Origin of the sequence: Yersinia sp. 1652 StPb PI (genome assembly GCF_041538345.1) — a bacterium.
In the GTDB taxonomy this organism is placed as follows: domain Bacteria; phylum Pseudomonadota; class Gammaproteobacteria; order Enterobacterales; family Enterobacteriaceae; genus Yersinia; species Yersinia enterocolitica_E.
Genome location: NZ_JAULSM010000001.1, coordinates 2,582,737 through 2,602,463, shown reverse-complemented (window position 1 = coordinate 2,602,463; position 19,727 = coordinate 2,582,737). Strand labels below are relative to the sequence as shown.

Here is a 19,727-nt window from a genome sequence, read left to right as displayed (position 1 = left end):
ACTTATTTTTTAGGATAAATATTTAACAGTTTAACGAGTAATGATAAGTTAGTTAATAGTAAAAATCCTAAATCATATTGATTTATAAGACTAAACAGTAAATTCTTATAAAAAATGTTGTTACAGAGCTATAGTGCACATCAGTAATTACATTTTGGCTATAAATGGTTGATGTTTAATACAGTATAATTAAAAAAAACATTACGGAAGGTGCCCGATTTGAACATTAAGAAACTTGTTGCAGCGGTAGGGATCATTGCCGTTTGCTGCTTGTTTTATCTATTAGCCCTTGATAGTTATTGCGATCAGGGGGGGACTTTTTCTACCGGTATTTGTGCTATCACTTCGATTATTCCATGGTAAGGATAGCCTATTATGCTTAGCTATAATAACGATAAATAACTATTACTATTCGTTATCGTTATTAAGTATGAATCACTTATTCAGATCCCCTTTGTGGTGGGCAGAGTGATAAGATAGCGCCTTAGCCACGTATGTCATAGGGTCGTCAATGTTAGATACAAATATGGGGGCACTGGGTGTCATCCCAATTGCTTTATCGCTGCTTACTGTCATTTTCTTCTTGATAGTCTGGTTCTTTTTGAGCCGTGCCAGTGTACGAGCAAATGAACAAATCCGTTTGTTACACGAAATTGCCGAACAACAAAAACGGCAAACCGAATTGCTCAATGCTTTACTGGAAAATGCTACGGGTGTCAGGCATGAGCAAGACGATAGTGATATTGTCTCGCCTCTCGACTTTAAAGGGTTTATTCCAGAGCGATAAATCCCCCCGATTCTGATGCTGTCACCCGGCGGTATCAGAATATCGTCGTAGCCAGAGTGATGGTTTCTCCTGCATAGCCGGCATTATCTTTTTGCGCGATGTGAGTTTGCCCCTTTATTTAGCCCAATATACTGCGCTGATTGTCATAAATTTGTCTTATTTTCGCCGTAATGTAGCCAGGACTTTTCAAGAAAACGGTGATTCTAATGATTAAATGGTATGAAGAAAGTGACACTGAAGTGAACCGAAATATTGCACTGCTGACAGGGGAAGATCCCGATAAGTGGTATCCATACGGTGGAGTTAAAGGTAAGGACTACTGCAAAAACCCTTCTGATGCCTGGCCTATCATCTATGCCAATAAAATTGGCCTCTATTCCCCTGAAGTTAATGATAATAATCAGTGGAATGCTCGGATTACCAATCCGCAAGGTGAGTGGCAAGCCTATAGCCAAAGTCCACTTCGTGCCGCGATGATTTGTTACCTGCTCAGCCAAGATATTTGAGTAAATATTGATGGTTTTCGACCGCGTGGAGACCCATATGCTGAGCGCGTGGCATGACCAACGGTAAGCGATTCTCTGACTGACTTCTTGGAGCTGATGATGAAACGTATTATTAAAGGGGATTCAAATTTATCTCACCTGGTCATTGCCCATGCGGCGATTGACCACCATCAAAAATCTTATGGTGAGCGGCGTCAAGGCTGGCCTTCAACTTATCTTATCCGCTATAAAAATAATCGCGTGGCGGTTGAAGTTGTCACCCGGCGTCAATCTTATGTCGCGACATTGATGATTGGGGCCAGGAATCTGAGTAAGTTATGTGGCATATCTGCGTTACAACCCTAAACAGACAAAGCATCATTGTCTTCTAATCAAATCCTTCCCATGTAAACATCGGCTGATTGATCCTTCTCCGATAGTCAGCTAACTACCTTTATTCTTGCTGCAATTAGGTTTAAGTGTTAAAAAACCGCCGCAGATTCATTTATGAAAGCGCTGTTTAGCACGTTAGTGCGTAATAGGTGCGGCAGAGGATAGGATGGAACAGCAGTTGCAGGATTCAACACTAAAACGCGGTTTAAAAAATCGACATATTCAACTGATTGCCTTGGGGGGTGCGATTGGGACCGGATTATTTTTAGGGATAGCTCAGACGATTAAGATGGCTGGCCCCTCAGTGATACTCGGCTATGCCATCGGTGGTTTTATCGCTTTTCTCATTATGCGTCAGCTCGGTGAGATGGTTGTCGAAGAGCCAGTTGCAGGTTCATTTAGTCATTTTGCGTATAAATATTGGGGCGATTTCGCTGGCTTCTTATCTGGTTGGAACTACTGGGCGATGTTTATACTGGTTGGTATGGCTGAATTGACCGCCGTCGGTATTTATATTCAATACTGGTGGCCAGAGATACCCACCTGGGTTTCCGCTGCTGTATTTTTTGTCTTAATAAATGCCATCAATCTTATTAACGTACGTATGTATGGTGAAACTGAATTCTGGTTCGCAATCATCAAGGTTGTTGCCATTATCGGTATGATTGTGTTCGGTGCATATCTGCTGGCTTCCGGTACTGGTGGGCCTGAGGCATCGGTTACTAACCTCTGGGCACAAGGTGGGTTTATGCCCCATGGCTTGAGCGGATTAGTGATGGCGATGGCGGTGATTATGTTTTCTTTTGGTGGCTTGGAGATGGTTGGCATTACGGCCGCTGAAGCTGAAGATCCACATCACAGTATCCCTAAAGCAACCAATCAGGTTGTCTATCGCATCCTTATTTTTTACATCGGTTCATTGGCGGTACTGCTTTCCCTATATCCGTGGGGCAAAGTGGTTGAAGGCGGTAGCCCCTTTGTGATGATTTTCCATGCGTTAGATAGCAATTGGGTTGCAACAATCTTGAATGTAGTGGTTTTGACCGCAGCGCTATCGGTTTACAACAGCGGTGTTTATTGTAATAGCCGCATGTTATTTGGCTTGGCATCGCAGGGGAATGCGCCTAAGTTGTTGACCCGGGTTAATAAACGTGGCGTGCCTATTCTGTCAATCGCACTTTCGGCGTTAGCCACCTCAGCCGGTGTTGTTATAAACTATGTTATGCCGGGCAAAGCGTTTGAACTGCTTATGGCGCTGGTTGTTTCAACATTGGTCATTAACTGGGTGATGATTTGTTTAGCTCACCTCAAATTCCGGGCTGCGAAGGTGCAAGAAGGCGTAGAACCGCGGTTTAAGGCGCTATGGTACCCATACGGTAATTATCTGTGCCTGGTGTTTCTGTCGTTGATTCTGGTCATTATGTATCTCACTGATGGTATTCAGATCTCAGTGCTAATGATGCCAGTTTGGGTTGCGCTATTGTGGTGCGGTTTTATACTCACTCGGCGTAAACATAAGCGGCATGAACTGAATGTAAATGACTCAGACGCAGCCTGATTGAAGTGTTAGCATAAAAGTGCCGGGCGATTAACTGTATGAAAAATCAAGCCCGGCTGTTATCATCTAAGACGCTATTTGTCGTGTTTAAATAATCAGCAATAAACTAAGCGGATACTCAGCATAGTTTTAATTGATAAGAACTATCGTATTTTTTGGGATCAATTAACGCTAATTGAGATTAATTCTTAATAGTCGCTTATAACCACTTTAATTGCATGGTTTAAATAGTTAAATAATAGCGTCCATTAGAATTGCCAGCGCATCCAGGTAAACAAAACATTACCATTATTATAAGTGCCGGGAATATAGGTGCTTTGTAGTGAAAACTTATTATATTCAATAGAAATAAGTGGCAAAGGCAATGGGACAGGAATGTAATAATATTCATGACGTGCGGTAATGCTGGCGGTAAAACCTACGCCAAAACGCCAGCCGTCCATCGCTCCCGGTATCCACATTTTTTGATAGCCATAACCTATAATGGGTTCAATTTGGTTGTGCGAATCCATAAATGCCATCGCATACACAGAGTGCCAGTTGTTATCCTCATCATAGCGATATTTGCCATAGCCGATACCCCATGGCCGCTCATTGTATGACTCTATCTTGTCATCATCGTAGGTCCAGCGGTTGTGCCAGGTATTCAGCGGGATATACAGCTCCTGGTTTGGTGAATCCCAGGTAAGCGAGATGTTGCTCGTCAGGCGTTGCCACAGACTCCCATTGCTGGTTTGCGGGTTATGTTGCCCTATAGATGTCGGTGTTGGCTGATAGTTTTCCTCCGCCAATACAGTAGCAGCCTGACCCCACCATAAGCTACTGAGAATACAGGTGTTGATAATATATTTACAATTCATAACATGGCTCTCTGATGCCCATAAGGCGAAATAAGATATCTGTGCATCAGATAATCTTTGTACTTATCAAAATAAGGGTGATTAATAGATTATTTATAATTGCGTGGAGCTTATAATCTCGAACCTAAACCACACTATAACGATAAAGTAATTTAGAGTTTTCAACTGTACATCAGTGCTATTAAATTCTGTTTCAGAAAAGTAAAGAATATATCAAGAGGGATTTCTCATACTAAATGTAGGTGGATTAGGCTGCATTTCACCCTGGTGAATTAACTAATAATGCGTGCTTTAGGCGATATTCATGCAGATTAAATAAAGTGCTATCGCACCTTGTTGGTGCGATGCAGCTAATTTTTCTCGTGTATTGCACCTATATAGCACAATACCAGTCCATATGGAGAGTCAATCTTTTAGTATTAAATTTGGCATTTTAGTTTATATTTTTATATAACAAGTGGCTCTCCTTACTGTTGGGGGTAGGTTGTGCAATTGTGCTTCATAACAAAGTCGTCAATAAATTATTTCTGATTTTTGAGCAAAGATAAGATTCAAGCTATAACCTGATATTAAGTAAGGGGTTAGCTAGCAAGCTTGCCCCTGTGACAGTCACCAGATGAAGAGAGTGAGCCGTCAGAGCTGGGGTGGGATATATTCAATTATTATATATTTAATGCTAATAAAATTTATACCATTGTGATTTTCGGTTCGATGCTGGGGATGGAAAACAGCAAATATCCACGTAAGCAGTATTATAAAAAGTGTTAGCTGAAATGTTAAAAACCAGTAAGAAAGCGCGATAGGCCAGTATAAAAAAATAGAGCAGAAAATACGATGACCTTCAACAAATTTCAGCATATTTACGCATTCTTTATGAGCAAGCGTTTCAAATATGTGCGACAGGTTCACCCTTGATTAAAAATGGCTTGCCATCGAATACAGAGTATGTGATAACGCATATGGGTAAAACGAGGTACAGTTCTGTATATGTGTGGCATTTTCAGTAAAGAAGTTCTGAGTAAAGACGTTAGCGTTGAATACCGCTTCTCTGCCGATCCTTATCTTAGTGCCTCAAGCAGTAACGACTCTAGTTTGTCTATGTAAACGCCTACGGGCGAGTTAAACAATCCAAAGGAAATACTCAAGATGGCAAAGATCAAAGGTCAAGTTAAGTGGTTCAACGAGTCTAAAGGTTTCGGTTTCATCACTCCAGCTGACGGCAGCAAAGATGTGTTCGTACACTTCTCTGCAATCCAGGGTAATGGTTTCAAAACCCTGGCTGAAGGCCAGAACGTAGAGTTCGAAATCCAAGACGGTCAGAAAGGTCCGTCTGCAGTAAACGTTACTGCAATCTAATCAGCTCTTTTGCTGTAAAAACCCGCCTTTGTGCGGGTTTTTTCGTATTCAGGGTGCGATAAATATTATCTATCCGTTAAGGCAAAATAATTAAGCCGGAATGTTGATTACGGCCTTTAATCCCTGGATGGGTTGGATCAATCGCTTGCTGCTGGCTGGTTCGGCGGAAACTGGTATATTTGAAGTGACTTTTATTATTATCATCATGTTGAATAGTCGTACAAATAGTACAACTGCCTACATGATCGACTTGATGAATTCCTGCACTTCGTAATTGGTGTTCAGCAATGGCCGCTAAGTTGAGGTGGCGAAAACGGGGTGAAATGATATTTTTAGCCAGTGGTAATTTATTAATAAACCTTTCGACCAACACCTCATTGACTTCATAGCAGCAAGACTGTGCGGCAGGCCCTATGGCTGCAACCCAATTTACAGGGTCATCATCGCGCGCAATACGCTCAACCATCTTTAAGATAATGCCATCAAATAAGCCCCGCCAACCGGCATGAACCACCGCAATGGCTCTCCCTTGTCGTTGGCTAAAAATGATTGGCAGACAATCAGCCGTCAGAACGGTCAATAAAATGCCTGCTTGAGTGGTATAGAAACCATCGGCTTCACCACACTCTTGTCCCGGGGCGGTCACATCGATAATCGTAGTGCCATGAACCTGCTTTTTAATGGCTTGTGAAGCCTGATATGGCAAGAGGCAGGAAGGTAGCAGGGCCGATTTATTGCCAAAACCATGGCAGAGGGTGGTGATTCGGCTAAGTTGTGGTGAAAAATCAGTCATAGAACCTACCTAATGAAGAAAAAGAACGCCACTCAGTGTAAGCCGATTTTTAAGTTATTGACCAGTCACCTTTTCTTTTAAATCGCCGTTAGTGAATTGTTGCAAAATAATGCATCTTGTATCACTGTTTTGGCACCCGTTAGTGTCTGGGATAGGGTTTAATGGCAGCTATGATGCACGCTATTCTCCAGGGTTGATCTTAATGATTCCTAAACCAAAAACTGACAGTAACAACTTTATTCGTTGGCGCTTTGGCTTGTTGTGTAGTTGTATTTTAATGTCACTTTTTGGCCTGCTGGCACGGGTTGCCTGGCTGCAAGTTATTGAACCGGACCCGCTGGTAAAAGAAGAAGACATGCGTTCAGTGCGTGTGGTGGCAACACCCAATACACGCGGTATGATAACTGATCGTGGCGGGCATCCGTTGGCGGTCAGTGTCCCGGTCGAGGCCATTTGGGCTGATGCCAAAACGGTACTGGAAAAAGGCGGGGTAGGTACTACCGAACGCTGGCAGGCATTGGCACAGGAACTCAATATGCCAATAGGCCAATTAATCAACCGTATCAATCAAAACCCCAATGCCCGTTTTATCTATCTTGCCCGACAAGTTGAACCTAATGTTGCTGAGTACATTCAACGCTTGAAACTGCCCGGTATCGCGACCAAAGCGGAGTCACGGCGTTTTTATCCGTCCGGTGATGTGGCGGCCAATTTAATTGGTTTCACTAATATAGATGACCAGGGTATTGAAGGCGTAGAAAAGAGCTTTAACTCGCTATTAAGTGGCACCGCTGGCAGTAGAGTGGTACGTAAAGATCGCTTTGGCCGAGTAGTTGAGGATATCTCTTCTACTGATAGCCACCCGGGACAGAATGTTGAACTCAGTATTGATGAGCGTTTGCAGGCTGAAACATCCCATGCGCTGACCAATGCTGTCATGTTTAATAAGGCTGATTCTGGCTCCGCAGTGGTTATTGATATTAATACTGGCGAAGTCTTGGCGATGGCCAACTATCCCACCTTTAATCCGAATAACCGCGCAGCCACGGCGGAAGAGAATTTTCGTAATCGGGCTATCAGCGATATTTTTGAGCCGGGTTCGACAGTCAAACCGATGGTGGTAATGACCGCATTACAACATCATCTGGTAAAGCCAGACAGCGTACTGGATACCCATCCTTATGTGCTGAGTGGGCACCAAATTAAAGATGTAGGTTTTTATCCCGCACTATCGTTGACCGGCGTATTGCAGAAATCAAGTGATGTTGGCGTCTCTCGCCTGGCATTGGCAATGCCGTCTTCGGCATTAATGGAAACCTATGCGTTGTTTGGTTTGGGAAAACCGACTCAGTTAGGCCTTACCGGTGAAAGTAGCGGGTTAATGCCACAGCGGCAACGCTGGAGTGATCTGGATCGCGCTACCTTCTCTTTCGGTTACGGCTTGATGGTGACGCCGCTGCAACTGGCTCGAGTCTATGCCACCATCGGCAGCTTCGGTATTTATCGGCCATTATCGATTACTAAGGTCGATCCTCCGGTGTTAGGGCTACGGGTATTCCCCGAGGCTCTGGTGCGGCAAGTGGAACATATGATGGAAAGTGTGGCGCTGCCCGGCGGTGGCGGAATGAAGGCGGCCGTCAGGGGATACCGGGTTGCCGTTAAGACGGGGACTGCTAAGAAGATTGGGCCAAATGGCCAGTATATTGATAAATATGTGGCTTATACCGCGGGTGTCGCGCCTGCCAGCCAACCCCGTTTTGCCTTGGTGGTCGTGATAAACAATCCGCAAGGCGGCAAATACTATGGCGGCGCGGTTTCTGCCCCGGTATTTAGCGATATTATGGGGCAAATTTTGCGCACCATGAATGTTGAACCTGACGCTATTCCAGCAGGGATGGTACACCATAGCTGATATTCGACCGATTTATGGTGTTAAACAGTGGCTTGCAACGGTGGAAGTGCTTCTTTAGACTAACGCCGTGTCTGTCCGCGATTCTGGCGGTTATTTGTCTGTCATCTGGAAATCAACCATGTCTTATCAGTGCCCCCTTTGTCATCAGGCTTTGCAGCTTAGCGTGCAGCAGTGGCGTTGCAGCAATAATCATCAGTTCGATTGCGCCAAAGAGGGTTACGTCAATTTGATGCCAGTGCAGCACAAGGGATCGAAACAACCAGGAGATAGCCCGGAGATGATGCAGGCCCGGCGGGCATTTCTTGATGCGGGATATTATCAGCCCTTGCAGCAGCGGGTCTGCGAGCTTCTGGATGCCACGTTACCACTGGATGCCACCATGTTGTTGGATATCGGTTGTGGTGAAGGTTATTACACCGGCGCTGTGGCAGATAGGTTAAATCGGCGGCGTCAAATGGCTGTTTTCGGTTTAGATGTGGCAAAAGTCGCCGTAAGGTATGGCGCAAAGCGCTACCAACAGGTGAGCTTCTGTGTAGCTTCCAGCCATCGCTTACCTTTTGCCCATAATTCGCTTGATGCGGTATTAAGGATTTATGCACCGTGCAAAGCGGCGGAGTTATCACGTACCGTGAAACCTGGCGGGATTGTGGTTACTGTTGCCCCTGGGCCGCGTCATCTCTATCAGTTAAAAGCACTGATCTACCCAGAAGTACAACTCCACGGTGATGCACAAGAGCACCTTGAGGGGTTTGACTTGCTGAGTTGCGAAAAACTGGCTTATGAAATGAAACTTCCGGGTAAGCAGAGTTTTAATTTATTGCAGATGACCCCTTTTGCCTGGCGGGCATCAATCGAGATGGGGCAGGAGTTGGCTGCGCGGCAGGCATTTATCTGTGAAACTGACTTTGTCATTGCGTTGCACCGCCGCAGAGAAGAGCCTGCGGCTGAAATTGCAGCCGTGAGCAGTGACCAATAGTCTATGTTGTTAGCCTTGGCCTGACAGTGTTCGGGCCACGAGTCTTATATAAATTATATCAATCCAGATTTGATTTTTAATAATCACCAATACCTTAATATTAGCTAACTCCCCTAAGGTAAACTCTCATTATTATTTTAATATATTTATAGTGTGACATTCCCTGGTGTAGAATCATTAATTAACTTAAGTCAAATTCATGGTTTTTTTATATTTACTGAAGTGGCTTATTTAAGATCTAAGTTTCGCCAGGTTCGACCACCGGATTCAGTCACCAGTATAGAGGGTATAAACCGTACCTCCTCGGCAATTTTTAGTGCTAAATCAGCAACTTCTTGTTTGTTTAGTGTGCCGCTGCCATAATTGAATTCCCCTTCAGGTAATTTATAGACTTTTTCCCGACCAATAAGGCGGGTAAAGCCGGCATCAATCATTTTCTTATTAAGTGATTCGTAATCGCCTTCCACTGCATTATGCAAAACAACACTAACCGTAAAGTACGGCATATCTATTTGTTCCAAGCTATAAGATGATTATCTTTATATAGCACAGCACTGACAGCGATATTTTGACCAAAGTCTAATTGCGCGACATACCAACCAATAACCCTGCTAAAATTATGTCATTAAGGGCGATTGAGTTAATGCGCTTCTGATGATTGATCAATTTGATGAGTGGGTGGCAGTCATCGCCACCCAGACCAGAAGGTGTTTAGAGTGAGAGTGATAGCCGGTTACGGCCTGCGTGTTTTGCTGCATAACAGGCGATATCTGCCTGACGCATGGCTTGTGCGGCATTCTCAGTTTGGCGAGTTAGCGGGACGGCGCCCAGACTTGCGGTAAATGTATACGATTGACCGTGCCAATGAAATTGGATGGCGGCAATATCGGCAACCACAGATTCCAGAATGTCTGTTGCAGGCTTGTTTTGACTATTAAACAACACGATAGCAAACTCATCGCCACCTAAACGGGCGACAATGTCATTTTCACGAACGGCTTGTTGCATGGTTTGTGCCACCATTCTCAGCACCATATCCCCAGCTTCATGGCCTGCGGTATCGTTAACATCCTTGAAATAGTCTAAATCGACATAACAGAGGATATGCTGCTCGTTGTCCCCCAATTGGCTGATTGATTGGGTGAGCCGCTCTTCCAATCGACGCCGATTAATCAGGCCAGTTAGCATGTCATGATTGGCCTGATATTGCAGTTCGCGCTGTGCATGGCGGGCGCGAGTCACATCCTGAAATACCACGACCGCGCCGGTGAGTATATTGTCACGATCGCGGATCGGCGAGGCAGAACAGCGAATCTCTTGCCGTTCTCCTTGGCTTGATAACAACTGGCTGCCTTCTGGTAATAAGGTATTGCGCCCTTCGGCCAAACACTGATTGAAGGCAACTAACTGATTTTTATCTTGCAACGGAGACCACAAAATAAAAACGTCTTCAATAGGTAAACCGCAGGATTCATTTTGGCTACGCCCGGTCATCTCTTCGGCTTTGGGGTTCATCAGTACCACACGGCCTTCTGTGTCGAGGGAGATAATCCCCTCCTGGATAGATGACAACACCCGATGCAGTTGCTCGCGCTCTTCATAACGTGCGACCTCACTGGCGCGCAGTGCATCTTCGCGTTGTTTGCGCTCACTCATATCACGGATTATTTCGGCATAACCGAGAAGTTTCCCATTATTGTCATGGACAACTGTTATGACTGTCACTGCCCAGTAGCGCGTCATATCTTTGCGAACCAACCAGCCCTCGCGTTCCATTCGGCTCGTCGATGCTGCGGTCTTCAGCAACTTCTCCGGTAACCCGGCGGCAATATCCTCGGGTAAAAAGAAACAACCGAAATGCTGACCAATTATCTCATTACTGGCATAGCCAATATTCCGTTCAGCACCGTGGTTCCAGGTATTGACCCGGCCCCAGGGATCAAGCATTAAAATAGCGTAATCCTCAACAGTATCAACCATTAAGCGAAAACGCTCTTCACTGATGCGCAGTGCTTCTTCTCGTTGACGACGCTCGGTGAGATCACGGACAATTTTGGTAAAACCCAACAGTTTGCCACTGTCATCATGCATTGGGTTAATTGCCACACTGGCCCAATAGCGAATACCGTTTTTGCGCACATGCCAGCCTTCGCTCTGGTAATTACCTTCTGCGGTGGCTTTGGCGAGTGATTTCTCCGGCACGCCAGCAGAAATATCCTCCTGTGTGAACAGCAACGCAAAATGTTCACCGATTATTTCATCACTGGTATAGCCTTCATTCCGTTCTCCACCTTTATTCCAGGTGAGAATTCGGCCATGAGTATCGATCATGTAAATAGCATAGTCTTCAACTTCACTGATCAGATGACGAAACTGTTCCTCACTCTTTCGCAGCGCATTTTCGCGCTGCCATTTATCCGTCAAGTCGCGGGTGACATGGACGAATCCCTGCAAAATATGGTCTGAATCATGCAGCGCACTCAGCGTAATATTGCCCCAAAAACGTTTACCATTCTTACGCACCCGCCAGCCCTGGGTTTCATAGTGGCCAAACTGATTGGCATGTTGCAGCCCTTTGGCCGGTAATTTGTTCGCCAAATCCTCTGGGGTATAAAACAGTTCGAAAGATTGACCAATAACTTCTTCGCTAGCGTAACCGGCATTGCGTTCTGCGCCACTGTTCCAAGTGAGGATATGTCCTTGAGCATCAATGATGTATATGGCGTAGTCATCAACGGCTTCAATCAAGAGCCGGAAAATATGATCGTCAAATGATGCTGGATGCAAAGCCATTCCTGTATTTCCTTGAATTAATATTCAGCCACCTTTGGCTGAGCGGATCGAGAGCCAGAAGGGTTAATCTGTTATTGCGGTAAAAGTAATGTAGCAGTCTATCGCTAACAGATGAAATTAGGTAATGAGAATTTTCTTACCAGAAATAAATACACGATAAGAATTGTAATGGATATGAGGGTTACGCTTATCAAGTCTGTCACTACGAGGCTTCAGGTAAGGAACTGATGTCAATATAACAGGGAGAAAGAATAAATCGCCTTATTAATAATAGGGGGTGATTGGCGTGAATAACCCATAAAAATTGACTTAAGTAGGGAAGGGGAAATTAGTCTGGTCGTATATAAAAGTAATTTACGCAATCATTTCCCTTTAATTTCATTTCCCCTCATTTTGGGCCATAAGATTACCGACCGAGATCATGTTCATTACATAACTGATCTAATTTTTTCACGATACAAAAAATAACCCCGCAGAAGTGCAGAAATGCTTGCATCGGCAACTGTTATCAGGATAATTCTGAATCCTTATAATAAGCATTCTCATTATTAACAAAATTGCAAACTTCAGGGGCATCAACACGATGAATCAAACTATCTCTACCCGCGCAAATCAGAAGCGGCTTGCACCACGTCTTTTGTGCGTCATGATCGGTGCGGCATTAGGGACTTTGTCTGCATCTGTATGGGCAGCAACAGCCACAGACAATACGGCTGAAAGCAGCAAAAAGGCTAGCACAACAGCTGATGCCACTCAGGTTGATAGCAGCAAAACAACGGATACTATTACTGTGGTCGGGACGCAAGAGACCTTCCGTGCCGGTGGTAATGATCTTATTCCAACCTATCTGGACGGTCAGGTAGCTAACGGTGGGCGTATTGGCTTCCTGGGGCAGCAAGATGCGCGCAACGTACCTTTTAACGTGATTGGCTACACATCTAAATTGGTAGAAGACCAGCAAGCGCGGACACTGGCTGATGTGGTCAAAAACGATGCTTCAGTACAGAACGTGCGCGGCTACGGTAATGCTTCACAGAACTTCCGTATTCGTGGTTTTAATCTCGATGGGGATGATATTTCGTTCGGCGGTCTGTTCGGCGTACTGCCACGTCAGGTGGTTGATACCAGTATGGTCGAGCGGGTTGAAGTGTTTAAAGGCCCGAACGTATTTGTGAACGGTATTTCGCCGAGCGGCAGCGGTGTGGGTGGGATGATTAACCTGGAGCCTAAACGAGCCGGTGATACCCCATTGACGCGTGTTAGCGTGGATTATACTTCTTCTGCCAAGGTTGGTGGTGCGCTGGATGTCGGTCGCCGCTTTGGTGACAATGACCAATTCGGTGTGCGGGTTAATGTGCTGCACCGCGAAGGCGAAACGGCTATTCATGATCAGAACGAGCGCACGACCGCACTCTCTACCGGTTTGGATTACCGTGGTGACCGCGCCCGTACTTCTTTAGATATTGGATATCAAAAACAGACCGTTCACGGTATGCGTACTGATGTTGCCATTGGTAGTGCGACGGTGATTCCAGAACCACCGGCAGCCACCTTAAACTATGGTCAGCAGTGGGTCTATACCGATATGGCAACCACCTTCGGTATGCTGCGTAGTGAGTATGATTTAAGCCAGAACTGGACGGTATACGGTACCCTCGGTGCCAGCCACAATGACGAAACCGGGCAATATGGCTCACCAACGCTGACTGATAATAATGGCAACGCCACCATCAGCCGCCTGTATGTGCCTTATGTTTCTGACTCTATTGCTGGTTTAGGGGGGATTCGTGGTCATTTTGAAACCGGCCCAGTAACCCATAAGATGAATCTCGGTTATGCCGCTAACTACCGAACGGCTAAATCTGCCTGGAATATGTCAGGACCAGTAGACACCAATATCTATAACCCAGGGGTAATCCCATTCCCCCCAACTGCTTTTGCTAGCCCTAATCAAGACCCAACACTAAACAGTCAGGTTCGGGCCAGTAGCATCTCGGTGTCGGATACCCTGTCGGCAATGGATGATAAAGTGCAGCTGATGCTGGGGCTACGCCGTCAGGAAGTGGTTATTCGCAATTTTGACAGTGGTGTACCAGACAGTAAAAACGTGCAAGATGCCATGAAAGTGACACCAGTTTATGGCTTGTTGGTTAAACCGTGGGAAAATGTTTCCCTGTATGCTAACCACATTGAAGCATTATCGCCGGGGAAGGTCGCGCCTTGGTATACCGCCAATGCGGGTAATGTTACTGGCATTATTCATGCTAAACAGAATGAAGTCGGCGTGAAATTCGATAACAAACGCTATGGCGGTACCTTGGCTCTGTTTGAAATCACCAGACCTGCCGGTGCCATTGATGCAACAACCAATATCTACGCCTTGGGGGGTGAACAGCGTAACCGCGGCGTTGAACTGAACGTATTCGGTGAACCGGTATTTGGTACTCGTCTGTTAGGTAGTGCCGTGTGGTTGGACCCGATACTGACCGAAGCGCAAAGCAGCCAAAATAATGGTAATTATGCTGTGGGTGTGGCTCGCTATCAGTTAGTGTTTGGCGGTGAGTACGATATTAAAGCAGTAGAAGGTTTGACGGCTACGGGTACTGTCACACGTTCTGGTTCGCAGTATGCTAACCAGGAAAACACTTTAAAACTAAAACCATGGACCCGTTTGGATCTGGGTATGCGTTACACCATGCCGCTGAAAGAGACCAATCTGATCTGGCGTGCGAATCTCGAGAACGTGACCAACGAACGTTACTGGGAGTCGGTTGAAGATACCGGTACTTATATGTACCAAGGTAATCCGCGTGAGCTAAAACTGTCTGTTTCCATGGACTTCTAATCAGAGGTTGATGCCCGTTTGCTAAGCGGCATCTGAACCATAAAAAACCCCGCTATTCTTTGAATGCGGGGTTTATTTTTGCCCAATGATTTTATCAGCAGAATAGACGCGTTTTAGCCATTAAGCGACCCGATAGATGTGCTCATACAGAATATTAAAGCCGATCGCTATCAAGACTATCCCACCAATGATTTCGGCACGCTTACCCAATAATGGGCCAATATAACGGCCAATCAGCATACCTAAGGTAGCCATAATCATGGTTGCCAGACCGATCGCCATGGCGGTGTGGACAATGTTCACTTGTAAGAAGGCTAAACCGACACCAATTGCCATGGCATCAAGGCTGGTAGCAATTGCGGTCATGACCAAAACCCAGAAGCTGTGGCTGCGCATTTTTTCAGTCTCTGCAACTTGTTGTTTCGCACCCTCAAAAATCATGCGACAACCAAGAATAAACAGCAAACTGAAAGCAATCCAGTGGTCCCATTCCAGAATATATTGACTGGCGAACAGGCCGATACACCAACCTATGAGTGGGGTAATAGCTTCTATTACGCCAAAAATAAGGCCAGTACGTAGTGCTTCTCGAAAACGGGGTTTGTGTAGACTGGCGCCTTTACCAATAGATGCAGCAAATGCATCCATAGACATAGCAAAAGCAAGGATAAGAGTTGCAGATAGATTCATAGCAATAAACTCGGCCGGGCGGCTCCATATACACGTAACCCACCCCCAACCTAACGACGGAGCTACGTGTCTATGGTCTCGCCAACCTTACCTGGCTACCCGTACCACGTTTCAATAGATGAAACGAGTATGTTGATACGGGCGTTTCTGCTTATCAATAAATACCCTTCAATTACGTTAGGTACAATTGCACAGAAACCGGCTACTCCCCATGAACGGCGCAACCTTAACATATAAATTATTATATCGACAACCCCAAAGATAATAAGACAAACCACTATTACTGATAATGATTTTCATTATCGAGAGTTTTGTGCGAAATAGTACATATAAACATCGATAACAATGTGGGAATAAGCAGGAGAAGAGACAAGAGTATTGCTGGGAAATTAATCAGTTAAGTAGGCACTCAATAGACACATTTCCCAGGAGTGTTTGTTTATTGTTGATTTTCAAGGAGAAAATTATAAATTCTCTCTAGATCATCTAATTGTTTAACCTGGATTAATAATCTGCGCTGCTCTAAATCAATGACTAAAATTCCATCTTCAGATAAATTCATACTTTTTATTCGGCTATATTCAATAAAAGCATTAGCGTAGAAGAAACCGGTATTTTTAAACAATAATTTGGGCCAACGGATATAAGAGATATAAACCGCAATGAGCGCTAAACCCACTAATAAATAGGTGGTTAACGGTGCACCATTCGCCATGACATTATTGTAAATGAGGATAGCTATCAGTCCGACAAAGATGGCGCAGTCGATTTTGCTTTTACGTTTTAAGTGAACTTGCAGCCGGGTCTTCCCTTTCATCATGTTCATGATGAATTCATCATAAATAGCATAAGCGAGCAGTAGGGCGATAAAAACAATTAAAACGAAATCAGTAACCGACATGCAACAACTCCCAAGAGATACATCCCCATCATCTTTCAAACCACAGGTGTGTTGCTGCCACCTTCCTGCACTTTGAAATCTATTGGGTATTGGTATCTATCCTAAAAAAAACCGGGAGTAAACCCCCGGTTTTTACCAAATCTAATCAGAACATTAAGGTGCCAGGAAGCCAATCCAGTAACCGAAGATACCGATGGCGAAGAAGCCCATAATAATCCACAACGCGTTAACTTTACGACGTAATAGCCACATACAGCCGAACGTTAACAGTAATGGCACCAAACCTGGCATCAACTGGTCAAGAATGGTTTGCACCGTAGTTACTGTGGTCTGCCCATTCTGATTGGTTATCTTGGATACCACCACCGGTATGTTGACGTGGGTCCACTTGTTAACCAAGGCCCCCATAACAAACAGGCCGAGGATAGACGCCCCTTCAGTCAGTTTTTGCAGCAGGCCACCGTCCATATCGCTGACGATATTGACGCCTTTTTTATAGCCATAGGCCACACCGTAATAACGGGTCAGCAAACGTACCAGGTTAAACAGCACAAAGAACAGCAATGGGCCAAGCAAACTGCCGCTCATTGCGATACCGGCACCGAGAGCTGCCAACACCGGGCGCACAGTACCCCAGAATATTGGGTCACCGACACCTGCCAGCGGCCCCATCAGACCGACTTTGATCCCGTTAATTGCCGCATCGTCAATCTCGGCACCATTGGCTTTCTGCTCTTCCATCGCCAGCGTTACGCCCAGAATTGGCGCGGCAACGAAGGGTTGGGTGTTGAAGAATTCCAAATGACGTTTGATTGCCTGCTTACGCTCTTCCGAGTTCTCAGGGTATAGACGACGGATCGCCGGCACCATTGAGAAGCAGAACCCCAGCGCCTGCATACGTTCGAAGTTCCACGACCCTTGGAAAAGGTTAGAGCGGATAAACACCCCGCGAATATCAGCAGGCGTGAGTTTCTTTTCACCAGTCGCTGTGGTTTTATCAAGCACAGTTGTTGTATCAACCATTTCTCTCACCTTTTCCTAGTCTAATTCGTTATCAAGGTCATTATTGGACGGGCCAGACTGTACAACCTGAGACTTGTTGTATTTAGGACTGAGCTGGATATAAAGAAGGGCCATAACCACACCAATAACACCCAATGCCACCAGGTTGAAGTTGGTAAATGCGGCGGTCACGAAACCTAAGTAGAAGAATGGCATCAGGTAGCCGGCACGCATCATGTTAATAACCATGGCGTAACCTACTACGACGATCATACCACCGGCGATATTCAGGCCACTGGTAACCACATCAGGAATCGAACTGAGCAGCATCTGAACTTCAGATGTCCCAACAGACAGGGCAACGATCAGGGCAGGGATAGCGATACGCATCGCCTGCAAGAACAGGGCTGAAATGTGGATCCAGGTTATCGCTCGTAGGCTGCCACGTTCGGCGGCTCCGTCGGCGGCGTGCTGGAAGGCCACAGTAATGGTACGGACGATAATGGTTAATACCTGACCGGCTGCTGCTAGCGGAATAGCCAGTGCGATACCTGCACCGATGTCTTGGCCACCTGCAATAACCAGAATAGTAGAGATAATCGAGGCTAACGCGGCATCAGGAGCTACTGCGGCCCCGATGTTCATCCAGCCGAGCGCGATCATCTCCAAGGTACCACCGATAATAATACCGGTTTTCATATCACCTAAAACCAGACCTACCAGAGTACAAGCGACCAGGGGACGGTGAAATTGGAACTCATCCAGAATGGAGCCCATCCCGGCGATACATGCAACTATGAATATCAGCACAATCTGAAGAGTTGTGATCTCCATTGTACTTCTCCTATGACCAAAAAAGCTGAGTAAAAATAACCGTGTTCCAAACAGAACAGGGCATTACCTTTCTACGTAGTTTTTAATAAAGCTATTTATTAAGTTTGCTGATTAAATCCATCATCTTGAGTCGGCTATCCGAAGAGACTTTCCGAACTTCCAGCTCAATACCACGGGCATTTAATTTATTAAAAGCTTCAATATCTTTTTCATCAACGGAGACCGCATTATTCACCTGGGTTTTACCCTGACGGAATGCCATACCACCGATATTGACTGACTTGATGTCTACACCACCCTCAACCATACGGACGACGTCAGTTGGGTTAGTAAATAACAGCATGACCCTGTCTTTGGCATATTTCGGGTTGTCATAGACGCGAATCGCTTTTTCAACATCAACGACGTGCGCGGTGACGCCGGGAGGAGCAACTTGCTTTAGCAATGTACTGCGCACTTTGTCGGCAGCAACTTCGTCGCTGACGACAATAATGCGGTTTACGTTGGTTTCTTTGGTCCAGCGGGTGGCGACCTGACCATGTATCAAACGGTCATCAATACGCGCCAACACAATCTTCATATGATCATTGGGACCTAAAGCGACGGCTGGGGCCGCGACTTTACGTGCAGCGGCAGGGGATTGCGGGTGAGTGGTATCCACATCAGGTTCGACGGTTTTTAATGCTTTAACCCCCTCACGACCGGTTTGCACCGCGATGTTAACCAATTCAGCAAATGATGGGTTATCATCACGAGCCATAAAGGTTTCAACCAGCATCGGGATATTAACCCCGGCAACGACCTCATAATTTTCTTTATCAGTAACAATTCGACTGGCAGCGTTAAACGGGCTACCACCCCAGGTATCAACCAGGAATAGAACACCACTGCTGGTATCAAGCCCGGTCAATTTACCGTTGTATTTCTCAATCAACGTTTCGGCATTTTCACCGGGGACGAAATCGATATAAGCGACGTTAGCTTGCTCGCCTAAAATCATTTCAGCTGTTTTCAGCAGTTGTTCTGCCGCAGCCCCATGTGTGCCGATGATAATAGCTATACTCACTCGCTACCCCCTCTGTTAACTCAGAATTGAGTCCTAGCACGTAACAGAAAATCCAGTAATCACCCACAGCACTTCGGTATACATTGAATCTATTATGATAGTCACAATATCAGCGTACTGCTGATGATTTATTCGCAACACAAATGAATCGATTCAAGTAGGCCGCTTAATGTTGTTGGATGTGATTTATTTTAGTCAGTGAAAAAATAAATTATGTGACGTTGTTCATTTATTCGGACATGTTATGAATGATTTAGCTTACTTGGGTAATTAATCAACAGTTATATAAACGACATTGATGTATTCAGTTGGGCTGCTAGCGCCATATTAGACTTTTTGTGTTAACTATTTGTGTAATCGGTATAAAAATTGATTCATAACCACTTTTCGGCGAGGGATAAATTTCAGGTATAGAAAAATAGAAGCGCGGCTGATGATGAACCTTAAGGTGATGAGATGACTGTTTATCGTGGGTC

General features: G+C 45.3%; 19 protein-coding genes. 10 read left to right on the top strand and 9 right to left on the bottom strand.

Features of this window, described 5'->3' with window-relative positions; translation table 11 throughout:
- Nucleotides 1-219: 219 nt before the first annotated feature.
- The 5 genes from Q2T71_RS11990 (at nt 220) to Q2T71_RS11970 (ending at nt 3,223) form a co-directional block, all read left to right on the top strand.
- Complete coding sequence (locus Q2T71_RS11990; protein WP_372559220.1) at nt 220-363, top strand: PhoP/PhoQ regulator MgrB; 144 nt, start codon at nt 220-222, stop codon at nt 361-363.
- Between the two features lie 148 nt (nt 364-511).
- Nucleotides 512-787, top strand: coding sequence for a YebO family protein (locus tag Q2T71_RS11985; protein WP_083158580.1), 276 nt, complete (start codon nt 512-514; stop codon nt 785-787).
- 206 nt (nt 788-993) lie between these two features.
- A complete protein-coding gene (locus tag Q2T71_RS11980) occupies nt 994-1,293 on the top strand; it encodes a phage protein NinX family protein (RefSeq protein WP_083158581.1) in 300 nt (99 codons plus the stop codon).
- 96 nt (nt 1,294-1,389) lie between these two features.
- Entirely contained in the window at nt 1,390-1,638 is a 249-nt protein-coding gene (locus Q2T71_RS11975) for a DUF4060 family protein (protein ID WP_372559219.1), read from the top strand.
- 193 nt (nt 1,639-1,831) lie between these two features.
- Entirely contained in the window at nt 1,832-3,223 is a 1,392-nt protein-coding gene (locus tag Q2T71_RS11970; RefSeq protein ID WP_372559218.1) for an amino acid permease, read from the top strand.
- 248 nt (nt 3,224-3,471) lie between these two features.
- Here the strand turns inward: Q2T71_RS11970 and pagP are convergent, their stop codons facing one another.
- Nucleotides 3,472-4,083 carry a lipid IV(A) palmitoyltransferase PagP gene (pagP, locus tag Q2T71_RS11965; protein WP_372559217.1) on the bottom strand — a complete coding sequence of 204 codons (612 nt, stop codon included), beginning with the start codon at nt 4,081-4,083 and terminating at the stop codon, nt 3,472-3,474.
- Between the two features lie 987 nt (nt 4,084-5,070).
- Here pagP and Q2T71_RS11960 point away from each other — a divergent pair.
- Both Q2T71_RS11960 and cspE read left to right on the top strand, forming a co-directional pair.
- Entirely contained in the window at nt 5,071-5,187 is a 117-nt protein-coding gene (locus Q2T71_RS11960) for a DUF2627 domain-containing protein (protein WP_002211058.1), read from the top strand.
- A gap of 42 nt (nt 5,188-5,229) precedes the next feature.
- Entirely contained in the window at nt 5,230-5,439 is a 210-nt protein-coding gene (cspE, locus tag Q2T71_RS11955; protein WP_002221949.1) for a transcription antiterminator/RNA stability regulator CspE, read from the top strand.
- 76 nt (nt 5,440-5,515) lie between these two features.
- Here cspE and pgeF read toward each other — a convergent pair whose 3' ends face one another.
- Nucleotides 5,516-6,232 (bottom strand): peptidoglycan editing factor PgeF, encoded by a 717-nt coding sequence (pgeF, locus tag Q2T71_RS11950; protein WP_372559216.1) that lies wholly within the window; start codon nt 6,230-6,232, stop codon nt 5,516-5,518.
- A 202-nt stretch (nt 6,233-6,434) separates the two neighbouring features.
- Here pgeF and ftsI point away from each other — a divergent pair, with 202 nt between their 5' ends.
- Nucleotides 6,435-8,144, top strand: a complete 1,710-nt coding sequence (gene ftsI, locus Q2T71_RS11945) for a peptidoglycan glycosyltransferase FtsI (protein WP_372559215.1) — start codon at nt 6,435-6,437, stop codon at nt 8,142-8,144.
- 118 nt (nt 8,145-8,262) lie between these two features.
- The gene (rlmA, locus tag Q2T71_RS11940) at nt 8,263-9,120 is read left to right on the top strand and encodes a 23S rRNA (guanine(745)-N(1))-methyltransferase (protein ID WP_372559214.1); all 858 of its coding nucleotides are present in this window, start codon (nt 8,263-8,265) and stop codon (nt 9,118-9,120) included.
- A 227-nt stretch (nt 9,121-9,347) separates the two neighbouring features.
- On the opposite strand, the gene Q2T71_RS11935 is transcribed toward rlmA, so the two are convergent.
- Both Q2T71_RS11935 and Q2T71_RS11930 read right to left on the bottom strand, forming a co-directional pair.
- On the bottom strand, nt 9,348-9,626 hold the full coding sequence (locus Q2T71_RS11935) for a hypothetical protein (protein ID WP_083158588.1): 279 nt from the start codon (nt 9,624-9,626) through the stop codon (nt 9,348-9,350).
- A 205-nt stretch (nt 9,627-9,831) separates the two neighbouring features.
- Nucleotides 9,832-11,913 carry a PAS domain S-box protein gene (locus tag Q2T71_RS11930; protein WP_372559213.1) on the bottom strand — a complete coding sequence of 694 codons (2,082 nt, stop codon included), beginning with the start codon at nt 11,911-11,913 and terminating at the stop codon, nt 9,832-9,834.
- Nucleotides 11,914-12,496: 583 nt separating this feature from the next.
- On the opposite strand from Q2T71_RS11930, the gene Q2T71_RS11925 reads away from it, so the two are divergent.
- On the top strand, nt 12,497-14,758 hold the full coding sequence (locus Q2T71_RS11925; protein WP_193784645.1) for a TonB-dependent receptor: 2,262 nt from the start codon (nt 12,497-12,499) through the stop codon (nt 14,756-14,758).
- A 120-nt stretch (nt 14,759-14,878) separates the two neighbouring features.
- Here the strand turns inward: Q2T71_RS11925 and mntP are convergent, their stop codons facing one another.
- The 5 genes from mntP to manX form a co-directional block, all read right to left on the bottom strand.
- On the bottom strand, nt 14,879-15,448 hold the full coding sequence (mntP, locus tag Q2T71_RS11920) for a manganese efflux pump MntP (RefSeq protein ID WP_083158590.1): 570 nt from the start codon (nt 15,446-15,448) through the stop codon (nt 14,879-14,881).
- Nucleotides 15,449-15,887: 439 nt separating this feature from the next.
- Nucleotides 15,888-16,349, bottom strand: coding sequence for a DUF986 family protein (locus Q2T71_RS11915; RefSeq protein ID WP_372559212.1), 462 nt, complete (start codon nt 16,347-16,349; stop codon nt 15,888-15,890).
- 153 nt (nt 16,350-16,502) lie between these two features.
- Nucleotides 16,503-17,372, bottom strand: a complete 870-nt coding sequence (locus tag Q2T71_RS11910; protein ID WP_083158592.1) for a PTS mannose transporter subunit IID — start codon at nt 17,370-17,372, stop codon at nt 16,503-16,505.
- A gap of 15 nt (nt 17,373-17,387) precedes the next feature.
- On the bottom strand, nt 17,388-18,185 hold the full coding sequence (locus Q2T71_RS11905; RefSeq protein ID WP_004701713.1) for a PTS mannose/fructose/sorbose transporter subunit IIC: 798 nt from the start codon (nt 18,183-18,185) through the stop codon (nt 17,388-17,390).
- A gap of 91 nt (nt 18,186-18,276) precedes the next feature.
- The gene (gene manX / locus Q2T71_RS11900) at nt 18,277-19,251 is read right to left on the bottom strand and encodes a PTS mannose transporter subunit IIAB (protein ID WP_372559211.1); all 975 of its coding nucleotides are present in this window, start codon (nt 19,249-19,251) and stop codon (nt 18,277-18,279) included.
- Nucleotides 19,252-19,727 lie beyond the last annotated feature (476 nt).

Coding starts and splice junctions, on each gene's coding strand:
- Q2T71_RS11970 (WP_372559218.1), top strand. CDS start 1,832: ATGGAACAGCAGTTGCAGGATTCAACACTAAAACGCGGTTTAAAAAAT.
- Q2T71_RS11930 (WP_372559213.1), bottom strand. CDS start 11,913: ATGGCTTTGCATCCAGCATCATTTGACGATCATATTTTCCGGCTCTTG.
- rlmA (WP_372559214.1), top strand. CDS start 8,263: ATGTCTTATCAGTGCCCCCTTTGTCATCAGGCTTTGCAGCTTAGCGTG.
- Q2T71_RS11975 (WP_372559219.1), top strand. CDS start 1,390: ATGATGAAACGTATTATTAAAGGGGATTCAAATTTATCTCACCTGGTC.
- Q2T71_RS11935 (WP_083158588.1), bottom strand. CDS start 9,626: ATGCCGTACTTTACGGTTAGTGTTGTTTTGCATAATGCAGTGGAAGGC.
- ftsI (WP_372559215.1), top strand. CDS start 6,435: ATGATTCCTAAACCAAAAACTGACAGTAACAACTTTATTCGTTGGCGC.
- Q2T71_RS11925 (WP_193784645.1), top strand. CDS start 12,497: ATGAATCAAACTATCTCTACCCGCGCAAATCAGAAGCGGCTTGCACCA.
- Q2T71_RS11910 (WP_083158592.1), bottom strand. CDS start 17,372: ATGGTTGATACAACAACTGTGCTTGATAAAACCACAGCGACTGGTGAA.
- pagP (WP_372559217.1), bottom strand. CDS start 4,083: ATGAATTGTAAATATATTATCAACACCTGTATTCTCAGTAGCTTATGG.
- pgeF (WP_372559216.1), bottom strand. CDS start 6,232: ATGACTGATTTTTCACCACAACTTAGCCGAATCACCACCCTCTGCCAT.
- Q2T71_RS11985 (WP_083158580.1), top strand. CDS start 512: ATGTTAGATACAAATATGGGGGCACTGGGTGTCATCCCAATTGCTTTA.
- cspE (WP_002221949.1), top strand. CDS start 5,230: ATGGCAAAGATCAAAGGTCAAGTTAAGTGGTTCAACGAGTCTAAAGGT.
- Q2T71_RS11980 (WP_083158581.1), top strand. CDS start 994: ATGATTAAATGGTATGAAGAAAGTGACACTGAAGTGAACCGAAATATT.
- Q2T71_RS11960 (WP_002211058.1), top strand. CDS start 5,071: ATGTGTGGCATTTTCAGTAAAGAAGTTCTGAGTAAAGACGTTAGCGTT.
- Q2T71_RS11905 (WP_004701713.1), bottom strand. CDS start 18,185: ATGGAGATCACAACTCTTCAGATTGTGCTGATATTCATAGTTGCATGT.
- Q2T71_RS11915 (WP_372559212.1), bottom strand. CDS start 16,349: ATGTCGGTTACTGATTTCGTTTTAATTGTTTTTATCGCCCTACTGCTC.
- mntP (WP_083158590.1), bottom strand. CDS start 15,448: ATGAATCTATCTGCAACTCTTATCCTTGCTTTTGCTATGTCTATGGAT.